This is a genomic window from Spirosoma arcticum, assembly GCF_054779955.1.
In genome coordinates this window covers 665,228-679,472 of the sequence record NZ_BAAGXG010000001.1, presented here as the reverse complement: position 1 = coordinate 679,472, position 14,245 = coordinate 665,228, and the positions used below count along the sequence as shown (strand labels likewise).

At 54.5% G+C, this 14,245-nt stretch carries 15 protein-coding genes and 1 pseudogene; 7 read left to right on the top strand and 9 right to left on the bottom strand.

Going from position 1 to position 14,245, the window contains the following annotated elements; genetic code table 11:
* Positions 1-27 precede the first annotated feature (27 nt).
* From ACYVHB_RS03075 to ACYVHB_RS03050, 6 genes and pseudogenes are all read left to right on the top strand, one after another.
* Complete coding sequence (locus ACYVHB_RS03075; protein ID WP_461049493.1) at positions 28-1,194, top strand: hypothetical protein; 1,167 nt, start codon at positions 28-30, stop codon at positions 1,192-1,194.
* Positions 1,195-1,255: 61 nt separating this feature from the next.
* Entirely contained in the window at positions 1,256-1,492 is a 237-nt protein-coding gene (locus tag ACYVHB_RS03070) for a UPF0175 family protein (protein ID WP_461049491.1), read from the top strand.
* Positions 1,489-1,848 (top strand): hypothetical protein, encoded by a 360-nt coding sequence (locus ACYVHB_RS03065; RefSeq protein WP_461049489.1) that lies wholly within the window; start codon positions 1,489-1,491, stop codon positions 1,846-1,848. Before ACYVHB_RS03070 ends, ACYVHB_RS03065 begins: the two co-directional genes overlap by 4 nt.
* Positions 1,830-1,970: a DUF3368 domain-containing protein gene (locus ACYVHB_RS03060; RefSeq protein WP_461049487.1), complete on the top strand. Its 141-nt coding sequence runs from the start codon at positions 1,830-1,832 to the stop codon at positions 1,968-1,970. The genes ACYVHB_RS03065 and ACYVHB_RS03060 overlap by 19 nt, the downstream gene beginning before the upstream one ends.
* Positions 1,971-2,355: 385 nt before the next feature.
* Complete coding sequence (locus ACYVHB_RS03055) at positions 2,356-3,174, top strand: ATP-binding protein (RefSeq protein ID WP_461050022.1); 819 nt, start codon at positions 2,356-2,358, stop codon at positions 3,172-3,174.
* Positions 3,119-3,325: pseudogene (locus tag ACYVHB_RS03050) on the top strand (hypothetical protein); the annotation flags it as partial. The gene ACYVHB_RS03055 and the pseudogene ACYVHB_RS03050, both read left to right, overlap by 56 nt.
* A gap of 59 nt (positions 3,326-3,384) precedes the next feature.
* Here the strand turns inward: ACYVHB_RS03050 and ACYVHB_RS03045 are convergent.
* The 4 genes from ACYVHB_RS03045 to ACYVHB_RS03030 all read right to left on the bottom strand — a co-directional run bounded on the left by ACYVHB_RS03045 (position 3,385) and on the right by ACYVHB_RS03030 (position 7,616).
* A complete protein-coding gene (locus tag ACYVHB_RS03045; protein WP_461049485.1) occupies positions 3,385-4,638 on the bottom strand; it encodes an RNA polymerase sigma factor in 1,254 nt (417 codons plus the stop codon).
* A 39-nt stretch (positions 4,639-4,677) separates the two neighbouring features.
* The gene (locus ACYVHB_RS03040; RefSeq protein WP_461049483.1) at positions 4,678-5,028 is read right to left on the bottom strand and encodes a YciI family protein; all 351 of its coding nucleotides are present in this window, start codon (positions 5,026-5,028) and stop codon (positions 4,678-4,680) included.
* Positions 5,029-5,184: 156 nt separating this feature from the next.
* Complete coding sequence (locus tag ACYVHB_RS03035; protein ID WP_461049481.1) at positions 5,185-6,330, bottom strand: serine hydrolase domain-containing protein; 1,146 nt, start codon at positions 6,328-6,330, stop codon at positions 5,185-5,187.
* 137 nt (positions 6,331-6,467) lie between these two features.
* Positions 6,468-7,616: a helix-turn-helix domain-containing protein gene (locus ACYVHB_RS03030; protein WP_461049479.1), complete on the bottom strand. Its 1,149-nt coding sequence runs from the start codon at positions 7,614-7,616 to the stop codon at positions 6,468-6,470.
* A 413-nt stretch (positions 7,617-8,029) separates the two neighbouring features.
* Between ACYVHB_RS03030 and ACYVHB_RS03025 the strand changes: the two genes are divergently transcribed.
* Entirely contained in the window at positions 8,030-8,662 is a 633-nt protein-coding gene (locus ACYVHB_RS03025) for a DNA-3-methyladenine glycosylase family protein (protein ID WP_461050020.1), read from the top strand.
* 130 nt (positions 8,663-8,792) lie between these two features.
* Here ACYVHB_RS03025 and ACYVHB_RS03020 read toward each other — a convergent pair whose 3' ends face one another.
* The 5 genes from ACYVHB_RS03020 to purL form a co-directional block, all read right to left on the bottom strand.
* A complete protein-coding gene (locus ACYVHB_RS03020; protein ID WP_461049477.1) occupies positions 8,793-10,181 on the bottom strand; it encodes a DUF4403 family protein in 1,389 nt (462 codons plus the stop codon).
* Between the two features lie 44 nt (positions 10,182-10,225).
* Positions 10,226-10,387, bottom strand: coding sequence for a FeoB-associated Cys-rich membrane protein (locus tag ACYVHB_RS03015; RefSeq protein WP_461049475.1), 162 nt, complete (start codon positions 10,385-10,387; stop codon positions 10,226-10,228).
* Positions 10,388-10,463: 76 nt separating this feature from the next.
* The gene (locus ACYVHB_RS03010) at positions 10,464-11,012 is read right to left on the bottom strand and encodes a YfiT family bacillithiol transferase (protein WP_461049473.1); all 549 of its coding nucleotides are present in this window, start codon (positions 11,010-11,012) and stop codon (positions 10,464-10,466) included.
* Between the two features lie 99 nt (positions 11,013-11,111).
* Positions 11,112-11,930, bottom strand: a complete 819-nt coding sequence (locus ACYVHB_RS03005; protein ID WP_461049471.1) for an inositol monophosphatase family protein — start codon at positions 11,928-11,930, stop codon at positions 11,112-11,114.
* Positions 11,931-11,933: 3 nt separating this feature from the next.
* The gene (purL, locus tag ACYVHB_RS03000) at positions 11,934-14,195 is read right to left on the bottom strand and encodes a phosphoribosylformylglycinamidine synthase subunit PurL (protein WP_461049469.1); all 2,262 of its coding nucleotides are present in this window, start codon (positions 14,193-14,195) and stop codon (positions 11,934-11,936) included.
* Positions 14,196-14,245: the final 50 nt, after the last annotated feature.

Here is a 14,245-nt window from a genome sequence, read left to right as displayed (position 1 = left end):
TGTTGAGCGCTTAAAACCGGTATCACCATGATCCGCTTCCTTCTTTTCATCAACCTCCCCGTGCTGCTGCTAACGGCGTGCAGCAGCGGCAAAACCGCCCTCATGCAGGGTAATTATGACGTAGCCGTAAAAAAAGCCGCCGAGCGCCTTAACCAGCCCCCCGGCCTGTCGAAACGCGGCCATGGCACGGCCTCTTGGGTGTTGCAGCGGGCGTTTGTTCGGGGCTACGAGCAGCATCAGGCCAGCATCCGGCGGCTGTCGGCGACCACCAACCCGCTGCCGTTCCGGTGGGAAGCCGTTCACGCTGAGTACCAAGCGCTGCAAACCCTGACCGACGATGCCCTGAAGTGCCCCACCTGCGCCGATTGGTTAGCCCCTTACCCAATCTCCTACCACGACCGCCAGCGCGACACCCGCGAACTGGCCGCTGCCGACCGCTACGAAGCGGCCGAACTGGCCTTTCCGTACCGCGAAACCGACCGGCTGGCGGCTAAAGACGCCTACCTGAACTACCGAAAGGCCGCCGAATGGATCCCTAACTACCGGCAGACCCTCGCCAAGTCGGAAGACGCCCTGCCGTTTGCCATCCTGCGCGTGGTGGTGGAGCCACTCGGCCCAACGGGGCAGATCAGCCCCGAAGATAATATCCAGTTGGAAGGGCTGATTCTGCAACACATTGGCCGAAACCCGGCACCGTCGGCGTTCGTGCGGCTCTATGCCCCCACCGAAGACGCGGGTGATGGCTATCCCCTTCACCAGGCCATTCAGATGCAGGTCACGGACTACGACTCCTACAACGATCACACGTCATCGTCCAGCACGTCGGTCGAAAGCAGTCAGGAATATAAAGTCGGCGAGAAGAAGATCAATGATTCCACCAAAGTGGACATTATGGAAAAAGCAAAGGGAACGCTGACGACCTACCGCCGGGAAATCAGCGCCAGTCTGACCCTGCGGATGCACGCCGTCGACATTCAGAGTGGGCGCGAGTTGTGGAACGACAGCGTTTGGGAGCGCGAAAGCTGGACGACTGAGTGGCAAACGTTCAGTGGCGACGACCGCGCTCTGAATGGCAGCAGCCTGAAATCGGCCGATATGTTCCCGCCCTCGCGCTGGTCACTCTACACCAGTATGCGCGACGACCTGGCCAGCGACGTAGGTCGGCGATTACGAAAGCGGTACGAGCGGGATTGATGATGGTCGTTTATCAATCGATCTTCTTTATACTTTAGTGATTCAAAACCGCCTGGCAATCATGCAGCTCGGACTCGATGACACGATTATCAACAGTACCGGCCTGACGGATGACCAACTCCGACTGGCGCTGGCCGTGCAACTTTATGCCACTGGACAGCTAACCAAAGCACAGGCCCGGCTACTTACGAATCTGGATCGTATTGCCTTCGCCAACGAACTTGGCGAGCGGGGCTTAGGGCAGGAGTACACCGTCGAGATGCTTGAAGAAGATCTTAAAACGCTTGTGTTGACATGATTGTCGTCAGTGACACATCATCGCTCAACGCCCTTCACAAGATTGGTCAAATTGCCCTGCTGCCCGCTTTATTTCGGCAAGTGTTGGTCCCGGAGCGGGTACGTGACGAAATGCTGCGCGATCCGTTCATGCGCAATTGGCTGGAAAACTTTCCCAACTGGCTCGTAGTGCGGTCGATACAGGACCGTCAGCGGTATCTGGATATGCTTGTTTTCATGGACGAAGGCGAAGCGGAAGCCATTGTGCTGATGCTGGAAACGGGAGCGGATAAACTACTGATGGATGACCAGGAAGGGCGTTCCAAAGCGTCGAATTACAGTTACCAGTCATTGGAACGTTGGATATTCTGCTCATAGCCAAGCAACTGGGTCTGCTGGAAGTAATAAAGACGCAGGTGGAAGCCTTAATCACTACCACGAAATTCAGAATCGGTTCATCCTTATTCAATCACGTATTGACCCTCGCCGGAGAATCGTAGCATTTGGTAAGTAATATGCCCCATCCACCCGGCGATGTGAGAGTGCATCATCCGGCAGAGTAAAGATTCAAATGCAGTTATGTATCCAGCCGAGTAAGATTTAATACTGTCTATAGAATCATCGAATAGTATATCATCTCCGAGTTAGCGACCGTTTCTTGACAAATGGGGAATTGAATTCCTAAATTGTCAAGAAAAAGCACCGTGACTGACCGTCAGTTAACCGAGCTTCCGAATTGCTCAAAAAATACTCGCTCATTACCATTACAGGACCACGTCAGTCGAGGAAAACTACGCTGGCAAAGCTGCTCCGCCCCACTTACCGGTATGTCGGCCTGGAAAGCCCGGTCGAGCGGAATTTTACCCGGCAAGACCCTAAGGATTTCTGGAAACTTACCAGCATGGCGTCATTTCGGATGAAGTGCAATACGTGCCTGAACTATTCTCATACCTACAGGTGGTAACCGACGAGCGGCAGCGTACCGGCGAATACATCCTGACCGGTTCGCAGAATTTTCTGCTCATGGAACAGATCACCCAATCGCTGGCCGGACGGGTAGCCGTGTTCAATTTGCTGCCCCTGTCGTGGGCTGAGTTACGCGGAACAGCCTACGTGCCAACAGCTTGGGAAACTCATTTAGTGGGTGGAAGCTACCCGCGCCGAATCGTGCAGGACATTGATCCAACGGGTTTTTACGACAGCTATCTGCAAACCTACGTGGAGCGCGACGTGCGTCAGGTGAAGAACATTCTGAACCTGGGCCTGCTTCAGCGATTCATCCAGTTACTGGCGGGGCGGATTGGGCAGTTGTTCAATCAGCAGAGTCTGGCCGTTGAGTTGGGCGTCGATAACAAGACCGTGAATGCCTGGTTATCGGTCCTCGAAACGTCGTTTATTGCGTACCGGTTACCGCCTTACTACCAGAATTTCAGCAAGCGGATTGTGAAAACGCCGAAAGTTTATTTTTACGATACGGGTTTGGCAACTTATTTACTGGGCATTCGGTCGGTGGCTGATCTGGCCGTTCATTTTGCGCGGGGATCGCTGTTCGAGAACCTGATGATTAACGAGTTGACTAAGAACTGGCTGAACCGGGGGTCAGCGACCGCCGTTTTATTTCTGGTCGGATCAGTCGAACCACGAAGTCGATTTACTCATCGACCGGGGAACGAGCCTGACCGCCGTAGAAATCAAATCGAGTAAAACTATCCAAACCGACTTTTTTAAAGGGCTTCAGTATTTTGGCAAATTAGCCCCAGCAACCGCACTGACGTTACTCTACGGCGGAGACAGCCCGCAGTACCGGATGGGAGTTAGCGTATTGACCATGAATGAGTTGGAGGAGTTGAATTGAAAGACAGCTAAAAGAATATACGAATTAGTGTCGTGGACAGTACCCATGCACACGCTCCCTCACAACCGCTCCAGCTTTCGGTTCAGCAATTTTTTTTCGGCCGTGGATGGGGTCAGGTGCCACGCCTGCTCATAATGCTGCCGGGCGGAGTCGGGCTGGTGATTTCGTTCGTACAGATCACCCAGGATGGCGTGGTAATAGTGATTTTTGTCTAATCCGGGCAGGTTCGTTACCGCTACGATGGCCGTTAACGGACCGTCCACCTCCGCCAGCGCTACCGCCCGGTGCAGAGCCACCACAGCCGAAGACTTTTGGGCCAGCAGCAGGTCGTAATACAGCAGCACGGTCGGCCAGTCGGTGGCCGCGTGGGTTGGCGCAAGGCAGTGGAGCCGGGCGATACCCGCTTCGAGGTGGTATTCACTCAGGGCATCGCCCCCGGCCGAGCGGTTCAGGTAATCATGCCCTTTCTGGATCAGGTCGGGGTTCCAGCGGCTGCGGTCCTGATCGGCCAGCAGGACAATGGCCCCGCTCTCATCGATGCGGGCGTCGAAACGGGCCGACTGAAAGCACATCAGCGCCAGCAGGGCATCGACGGCGGGGGCCTGCGTGCGGGGCGTCTGGGTTAGCAACAACGCCAGCCGAATGGCTTCTTCGCACAAATCGCGCCGGATGAGCGTGTCGGGATGCAGCGAATTATACCCTTCGTTAAAGAGCAGGTAAATGCTTTTTAGTACGCCGTCTAAGCGACTGAACAGGTGCGGACCACCCGGCACTTCGAGCAGGATGCCGTCCTGCCTGATTTTCTCCTTCGCCCGGTAGAGCCGCTTCGTAATCGTTTCTTCGCTGGTCAGAAATGCCCCGGCAATCTCGCGAACGCTTAGACCGCACAGAATCTTGAGGCACATCGCCATCTGCGACTCCGGCGCAATGGCCGGGTGGCAGATGGCGAATAGCATCCGTAACTGACTGTCGGTGATGTCCTCGTCGAAGAAAAGTGACTGATTCATCGCGTCGGTTGCCTCCTGCTGATGCAGATAATCGGCGTCTGAACTAATTTGCCGAAACCGGTTTTCGCGCCGGACCACATCCAGCGCCTTATTTTTGGCTACCCGGTAGAGCCAGGCCTGGGGGTTATCGGGAATACCCTGAAACGGCCAGCTTTGCAGCGCCTGCACCATCGCATCGTGGACGATGTCTTCGGCCAGATCGAGCCGGTCGAAACCCAGCATACAAGTCAGCACCGACGCCATCCGGCCCGCTTCGTGGCGGAACAGGTGGTTAACTAAGTGGTTGGATTCATTCGGAGCAGGCATAAAAGCTCCCTCCGGCGAGCCGGAGGGAATGCGGATGGTTTACCCAAAGTTAACAATTGGCCGGACTTCCACCGACCCATTCATAGCGAAAATGGGGCATCCGTTAGCCAGCTCAACCGCTTCATCAAGATGAGCCGCACTGACAAGGGCGTAGCCGCCGATAATCTCTTTTCCCTCCGTGTAGGGTCCATCCGTAACGACCTCCCCGCCTTTGCTCATGATTTTACCAAACGGCATGAGCGCTTCCGTACCGAGCATTTTGCTCTGGGCCGCAATGCCGCCGATCCAGTGGTTCCACTTTTGCATTTCAGCCTGTATTTCTTCGGGCGATTGTAGATAAGCCGTTCCCTGATCCTGGGTTGAGTGAAAAATGAGCATGAACTTTTCCATGATGATTGATTTGGTTTACGTGATAAATTAACTGATTTGCCATTAAGACGAATGAGTTTCCGTAAACCGGACAGAGCATTGAAAAAAAACAGGAAATTGTTCTTCCGATACCGTACGCTCTAGATCAAAGAGATCAATTATGGTCAGAACATGGCTTTATTTATACTGAAGTGACACCTTATGCAGGGCGTCCAACACCAGTGCGAAGTCCTTCACTTTATCCTGATTGGTAAGAATTGTCAGGCATACTCCCGATTGCGGATCGTAGGCATTATCGTTGACACTACCGGGGACATAGCCGTTGTGCGAAAACACCGTTCGGCCATTGTATTTATTAACCTGTTGCAACAGACATAATCCGTAGCTTTCATTCGGAAAGCCCGTCGGCATAAACTGTTTCATCAACGCCAGCGAATTCCGATTTATAATCCGGCCCTGCATTAAACCATCCCAGAAACGGACGTTTTCTTCGGCCGTACTAACCATACCGCCTGCCGCATTATCGGCACTGCAAAATGCCCTTCTTGAATAGCCATACGTTGCATCTAAGTCTTCCAGTTTTCCGGCATCGTTGTAATCCGCTGACCAGGAATGAGGCATAATCAGCGATGTATTCTCAAAAGGATAGTAAACGGTATTATTGAGGGCCAATGGTTTAAGCACTAAATCGCGAAGCGAAGCCTCAACGGGTTTGTTGGTGGCTGCCCTGATGACCAAACCAGCCAACACCGTATTCTGGTCGGAGTACGCATAGCTGCTGCCCGGTGTTGAGAAGGTAGGCGGAGCGAAAAACTGGTACATCTCTTCGGCCTGCCACACCCGGTTGAAATCGCCTTTGATGGCCTCAATAAAGGCGGGGTTGAAGCTAAAATCACCGAAGCCACTGGTGTGATTCAGGAGTTGTCTGATCGTGACTTTCCCATTGACGTAGGGCTTGTTTTTGAGCCACGTACCAATGGTATCATTCAGGCTTAAAACGCCATTTTCCTGAAGTTTGAGCATAAGCGTAGCCACGTACGTTTTCGTATTGCTGCCGATGGTAAAGGCCATATCGGTGGCAATCGGCACGCCCTGGTGCGAAACGCCGTAAGCCCTTTTCCAAAGGCCAACGTTGGGCACCAGCACAGCCGCCACCGCCCCCTTCAACTGTAATTGTTGACAGGTACTGTCGAAGACAACATTCAGCCGGTTTGTGTAGGCAGCCGACAACGAACTGGTCATGCTGTCAGACGGGACAGTAGATTCCTGCCGACAAGCGAAAAAGAAGACCAGCAAAAACAGGGAACAAAATAGTGTTTTCATGACAGTACAGCGATTAGTTTTAAAATCTGCTGCAATGTTCGCGCCCCTCGACCGAAGCCGCGTTCTGACTTATCCAGCCGAACAACTACGCTGAAAAAGGCCGTTCGTGTTTATAAAGTCGGGCAAAAACGATCCGTTCAGGCAGGAGACACAGGAGCCAACGGCTTGGTTTTGAATCCGGAAGGCGACAATCCGGTCATTTTTTTGAACGTGGTGTTGAAGACGGTTTTGGAGTTGAACCCGGCTTCGTAGGCAATGCCTTCCATGCTTAAATGGCTCTTTTTGGGGTCACTGAGGAGACTTTTTGCCTCCTCGATTCGGAAGCCGTTGACGAACTGGTAAAAATTCAGACCGAAATCGTTGTTGAGCAGATACGATAATTTGTGGATGCTCAACTGAGTCACTTCGGCTAATTTCGGCAGCGTTAACTCATTGTCTAAGTAACGTTTGTCGGTGAGCATCGCTGCCATCAGGCGTTCTTTAGCTTCGTGCCGTTCGTGGGGGAGCAACAACGCCTTTTTTGTCTCTTCATTGGCCGATGGATTCGTGGCTTCGGCAAGTACGTCGGCAATCGCCATTTTTTCAACCTCCGAGAACGGAAATAGCTCGCGCTGATTCAGGGCAAAATAAGCTAAGTAAAATACCCCGGCGAAATAAAAGACGGACATGTAGCCAGTGAGCAGCGGAAAAAACAACGTTATAAGCCACACGCCCACGAAGAAACACACGCCAAAGAGAAAATAGCGTAGCCACAACAGATCTACCAACTCAGGAGACGAAACAAAGGCAGTTAGCGTTTGCCGGTGTTTATTGAGTAAGCGAAGGCATGAAAAGCAATACACGATGAGCTGACCCACGTTGAACGTCAGCATCAACAGGGTAACCAGATCTCCACCAATGGTACTCAACTGCGTTTTCAGGAAGGTTAGCTGATCCTCCACAAATACAAGGGAGACAATAAGCATGCTGAGGATCAGGAATGGTAAAAAATGAAAAAAAGCAGCCCGGAGTCGGATGGGTTGTGGGTGCGTAAACGAACGCACACTTAAGTAGAAGGTAGGCCCAACGATTAACATGAACAGACCCAGAAACTCGGACGAGAATGGAATCTCCTGAGTAAGATGCAGAATACTGAAGCCTTCATCTAAAAAAACGGCACTCAGTGACCACAGAAAAACAGCGAGCCAGCGGTTAGCGTACCGGTTCGTGTAACGCGGTTTGGCGAACAATAGGAAAGCGGTTAGGACCAAGCTGCCGGTCGTCAGCAAATGGATGAGATCAGCCATTCGGGAAATCTGTAGGGTATTGCACAAATATATCCAAAATACCAGCCCTCGACAAAGCAGCCCATCGGCCCCTGTTTCTACGCTCTGTGTGCTCACAGGAAGGCTCACCTTTTTGAAGCGGCCATCTATGCAGAATACTCGGCGCAATGGCATCGCTCGATCCGGGTAGTTTCTGGCAGAGTTGCGAAATTCCCTTCTTTTCCAGTCCGTTCGGCTGTCGGCCCAACTCGTCAACGGCCTGCAATCCGTTCTGCCCGTACCGACCGGCAACCCCGTTGGTCGGAGAGTACTGTTCGCGCAGTTTTCGGCACGCCCCTGGAAAGTTCCGGCCCCGGTGGCCCTCCAAGAACTACGGACGGGCAGTACTCGGCGTGAACGAACAGTTGGCAACAACGATTACGTACCTTCGCGCCATGCAACCCGCCGACTCCAATCTTTCCCACGCCCTTGTTCACCTCGCTCAGGACCCCGTGATGGCCCGCCTGATTGCCGAAACGCCTAATCCTAAAATTTTCACCGATTACGAGAATGACGTGTATCTGGCCCTGCTCGAAAGCATCGTGTCGCAGCAGATTTCGGTGAAAGCGGCCGATGCCATTTTCGCCCGGCTGTGCGGCCTGTTCCCCAATAACTACCCCAAACCCGATGCGCTGCTGGCCCTGTCCTTCGATGAGTTGCGGGGCGCGGGGCTGTCGGGTCAGAAAGTGAAATACGTGCAGAGCGTTGCCGATTTTTCGCTGACCCACCGGCTCGACAGACCGTTCTTCGACCCGATGACCGACGAAGAAATCGTTCAGTACCTGATTCCGATCAAAGGCGTTGGCCGCTGGACGGTGGAAATGCTGCTGATGTTCGTGCTCGACCGGCCCGACGTGTTTCCCATCGACGATCTGGTAATCCGCCAGCGCATGATGCTCGCCTATCCCGACCGAACCAACAATCTGACCGGCAAAGCCTTATATAACGTGTTACAGGAGATTGCCGATACCTGGCGGCCCTACCGCACCACCGCCAGCCGGTATTTGTGGCGGTGGAAGCCAGTTTAAATTTGTGGTTTTTGAGTTTATGGTTTGTAGTTTCGGTTCCCCGCCGGGACTGACGCATCTGGCTTGCGTGCGTCAGTCCCGGCGGGGAACCGAAACTACAAACCATAAACTCAAAAACCACAAACTTTTTTCATAACCGCTTAACGGCCAAATCGACTTTCGATTCTACTTTGATGAGGATCTCGATGCCTTCGGGTCGGACCACGATCCGCAGGGGTACCAACCGAAACGCGTCGACGTCGAGGGCGGTTTTTTTACCGGCTTTTCCCCGCGCAAACGCCGATTCAATCTTTTCGGGCAGTGTGTCGACCTCGTAGCGCAGCGGCACCACCAGCACCGACTGAAGCGTGTCGCGGAGGTGATCGTGGAGGAGCCAGTCAGCCGTGGCAAACAGGCGCTCTTTGGTCACCACGTCGAAATCGACGTTCTGAACGCGCAGGGTGTTGGTAAGCGTGTCGTAGGTCGGCAATCCCCGGAAATAGAGCGTCCCATTGACCGACCCGCCCACGTCGGCTTTCAACACTAATGACCGCCCGCCCCCGTACACCGTCGCGTTTTTGATGCGGATGGTTCCTCCTGCCAAATCGAGTTTTTGCTGGTTAAGCTGCCGGGCCAGCACCCGGTTCAGGTCGGCGTAGGGTACGCGGGCCAGCACCTGCAAGCGCGATGCATCGGGCAACCGGTCGCGACGAAGCAGGCGGGGCAACCGCTCAATACGCTCCACAACCGGCATTGCTCCAAATCGGGTATCGACCCGAAAGGCAACCTGAATGGGTAGCGTGATGCGCCGGGCGTTGCCATAAACGGGAGCTACCGCCACACTGAATGGACGGGGAATCAGCCAGATCTCTTCAGGTGTTTTGTTCAGGCGCAGGGGCTTCTGCATGTCCCGCCAGATACGGCGCACCTCGGTGTCGAGCCGCAGTTCCTCATGCACCGCTTTGTCAATGGCCAGCTCAATATCGGCCCGCCGTTTATCGAGGAGGTTCTCCGCCATTTTTTTCACGCTGATCTTCAGTCCAATCAGCCGAACGGTTGGCTCCTTTATCCAGCGATAATCCTGTAGGCTAACCCGTGTTGTAAGCCGCCAGTTGGCAGCAACACTCAGGGGACTAACGAAGTTAACGGCGAGGGCACAGAGGGGGCGGCTCTTTTTGTCTTTGCGCAGGCCAATTGGATTGCTATACCACACTTGCAACGGCGCGGAAAACGATACTTTTCGGTTCGCATACCGAACGCGCACGGGTCCGGTACGTTCGACCCGCAACCGCCAGGCCTCGCCTTTTTTCCCCTCGAACGTTTCTTCCGTAACGAGCACCGGATTCAGGGCTTTGTTGATCTTATGCTCCAGATCCCGGATGTTGAAGGTAACGTCGGCCGACACAAACGACACGGGGTCGGCAATGGCCGGGTCAAAACTCTGCGTAGCGGGCGTCTCCGTTTTGACGCGCTGGCAACTGACGGCACCGGTCAGGGCCGCGAGAAAAAACAAAAAACCGGTGATTTGTTGCGCGTTCACTGCTAAACTAACGACCGGATTGGCAAAATGTTAGCCTACTTAACTTATAGGTTTTTTATTATCGGCAGTTTTGCCGCCTTAGAATCGGCCTCACAACCACAGCCTTTTCCACACCCGGCCTCTTTCTTCGAGAAGCTCCGGTAAGCCCGATTGCCGAGGTAAGCAACCGCAAGGGCGAAAACCAGCAGTATGATTAGTTCCTGCATGACGTAGAGAATGTATAATGGTTAATGAAGAATGGGGTTCCCGATTGAGTATCCATTATTCATTCTTCATTAATCATTATACATTATTCATTAACCATCCGTTCCGCCCGGCAAGCCGGTAGATGTGCTGGTAGTGGTGTTCGCCATGCCAGGCGTAGTGGGCCACGTGCTCGGCAAGCGTAAACGTGCGCCCACTGCCGGGATGTAGGAATGTACGTTGCAAATCACTCTCGGTAAGCGAGTTGAGCACGACCACCCAGCGCTGGTGCAGGTTACGCAGGATCACTAATGACGGGGCCACGTCAAGCTGGGAGTCGGGCAGGTTAGCCCACTCGCCTTCTTCGTAGGGTTTTATGCTCGGGTTGTCTTCGGTCAGGGCCAGTTTGGTGCGGACGTAGCCGTTCAGGTGGCTGTCGGCCACGTGATGCACCAACTGCCGGACCGTCCAGCCTTCGGGACGGTACGGCGTATCGAGCCGGTCGTCGCCCCACTTGCCAACGAGTTCGGTGAGCTTAATGGGAAACTCGTCGATGGCTACAATGTGCTGTTTGGTGTCGGCAATCGAAAATGACTGATCGAAATTGAAGTTGCCGAGCGGATACCGGAGAATATCGAGGTCTTGCATGGGTTAGACTGGTTTGTAGTTTAAGGGTTTGTGGTTAGCTGACGCTTCCAGGTTGAAGCCGGTCCGCCGGTGCGGTCAGCCAACTACAAACTGACCAACTCACTGACTCATCAACTTTTTTGTCCAGTATTCCTGAATCACCCGAATCAGTTCGGGATGGACGCCACAACCGGCAATCACGTCGCCCCGGAACAGAAATTCGTCGCCCCCCGTGAAATCGGTAACGATGCCGCCCGCTTCGCGAACGAGCAGCACCCCGGCAGCCATGTCCCACGAGTGGAGGTTGTACTCGTAAAAGGCCTCGAACCGCCCGGCCGCCACGTAGGCCAAGTCGATAGCCGCCGACCCCATCCGGCGCAGGCCGTGGGTCTGCTGCATGAGCGACTCCAGGATGCGCAGATACTGGGGCATCTGCTCAAAGGTGTAGTAGGGAAAGCCCGTTGCAATCAGGCTCTCGCCCAACTGGGTGGCGGGCGATACCCGAATGCGGTCGCCGTTGCAGTAGGCTCCCCCACCCTGCCAGGCCGAAAAGCACTCGTTGCGGTTAGGGTCATACACCACGCCAGCGATAGGTGTTTTGCCCTGCGCTAAGCCGATACTCACCGAAAAGACGGGCAGGTTGTGGATGAAATTTGCCGTTCCATCGAGCGGGTCGATGATCCAGTTGAGGGCGGTGGGGTCGGCTTCGGTTCCGGTGGTGCCTTCTTCGGTGATGAAACCGGCTTCGGAAAGCAGTTTACCCAGCCGCTCGACCAACTGCTTCTCGGTTTCTTTATCGACGTAGGAAACAAGATTATTCAGGCCCTTATATTCGATGGCGTCACGCCGAAAGCGGCTGCGTTCTTGGAGCAGAAACGCCCCGGCATCGGTGGCGATGGCAGCAATTTCGCGGGTAAGGGCGGATAGGTTTTGAGTCATATGTCAGGCCATTATTTTTCCCAGTGCGTTGTCATACAGATCTTTAGCCTCATCCGTTGTCAGAACTGAAACGCCGTCCACGACAAAGTCAGACGCCGTTACGGTGCCCAAGTGTGCGAACGGAGTGCCTTCTGTCAGGTACGACTCAACCTCGTTGCGATACGCGTCCGCTACCGAAATGACGACCCGGCTCTGGCTCTCACCGAATAAAAACGCGTCCGCGCGGTAGCGGTCATCGGGTACAATCGAAAATCCTTTATCACCCGCCATCGCCGATTCAGCCAGCGTCACAAACAGCCCCCCGTCCGACACGTCGTGCGCCGACTGGAGCCAGCCGTTGCGGATCATGGTTTTGATACACTCCTGCACGTGCCATTCGGTCTCAAAATCGTAGTTCGGCGCGGGCGATGCCTTGATGCCCCGGTACGAATACAGGTACTCCGACGAAGCAATATCATTAGTCGACGGGCCAATCAGATAAATCGCGTCGCCTTCGGCTTTGAAATTGAGCGTCATGCAGTGGTCCGGGTTTTCCATCAGCCCCAGCATCCCAATAGTCGGCGTGGGAAACACCGGCCCGTCGTCGGACGACTGATTATAAAAGCTTACGTTGCCACCCGTAACGGGTGTACTGAATTTGAGACAAGCCTCACCCATGCCCTGCACGGCCTCCACAAACTGCCAGTACACCTCCGGCACGTAGGGATTACCAAAATTGAGGTTGTTGGTAACGGCAATCGGTTCGCCCCCGGAGCAGACGATGTTACGGGCAGCTTCGGCCACGGCAATCATTGCCCCCTGGCGCGGGTTAGCGTTCACGTAGCGGCCGTTGCAGTCGACCGTAATCACGATGGATTTGTCAGTAGCGGGCATACCAATTCCCGGCGCTTTCACCCGCACCACAGCCGCGTCGGAGGGCGCGTTGGTGCTGCGGTTTGCCGTGCCCACCATCGAATCGTATTGTTCATAGACCCACCGCCGGGAACAGATGTTGGGGTGCGCCAGCAGGTGTTGCGCTACTTTCCTAACCTCATTTATGTCAAGATCGTCTACGTCCGACGGGTCGAATTTGGCGTATTCCTTAATATAGGCCGGTTCGCGATACTCGCGGTGGTACTGAGGGGCACCCCCGCCCAGCACGAGATCGTAAGCGGGCACGTCGGCCACGAGCTGGCCGTAGCGGTAGAAATGCAGACGGCCCAGATCGTTTTTGCCCCCTGCCGTCACCTCGCCGATCTGGGCGCAGTTCAGGTCCCACTTATCAAAAATCCCCTGAATAATGTGTTCCTTACCTTTCTCAATGACAACCAGCATCCGCTCCTGCGATTCCGACAGCAGAATCTCGAACGGAGCCATGTTGGGTTGGCGGGTCGGCACTTTGTCGAGGTCGATAATCATGCCGTGCTCTCCTTTGGCGCTCATTTCTGAAGTGGAGCAGATGATGCCTGCCGCGCCCATGTCTTGAATGCCAATGACGTAACCCGTGGCGATGATTTCCAGCGTTGCTTCGAGCAGCAGTTTCTCCATGAACGGGTCACCCACCTGCACGGCGGGGAGTTTATCGGTCGAAGCCGCTGAGATATCTTCCGACGCGAACGTGGCCCCGTGGATACCGTCTTTGCCCGTTGCCGAACCAACGATGAACACCGGATTACCCACGCCGTAGCTGGTTGCTTTGGCCACTTTGCCCACCTCCACAATCCCCGCCGAGAAGGCATTCACGAGCGGGTTGGTATTGTAACTTTCATCGAAATAGAGCTCGCCACCCACGGTTGGAATACCAAACGCGTTGCCGTAGTCGCCAATCCCTTTCACAACGCCCCGGAGCAGCCGCTTCGTTTTGGGCAGATCGAGACTACCGAAACGCAGTGAATTAAGCTGGGCAATGGGCCGGGCACCCATCGTGAAAATGTCGCGGTTAATACCACCAACGCCCGTTGCCGCACCCTGATACGGCTCCAGCGCGGACGGGTGGTTGTGAGATTCAATTTTGAACGAGCACGCCAGCCCATCGCCGATATCGACCAAACCCGCGTTTTCATCGCCTGCTTTAGCCAGCATCCGGTCCGAATCGCGGGGCAGGGTTTTGAGCCAGACGATGGAGTTTTTGTAGGAGCAGTGCTCCGACCACATCACCGAGAAAATGCTCAGTTCGGTAAAGTTGGGCTGTCGACCCAGAATCTGACCAATTCGGTCGAATTCGTCAGGCAGCAGGCCCAATTTCTGGGCAGTTTCAAGCGTAGGGAGAGATTCGAGCGTATCCATAAGGAGCGAGAAGGGCGAATTGTGAATGAGCGACGGTCCGGCGTTCCGTT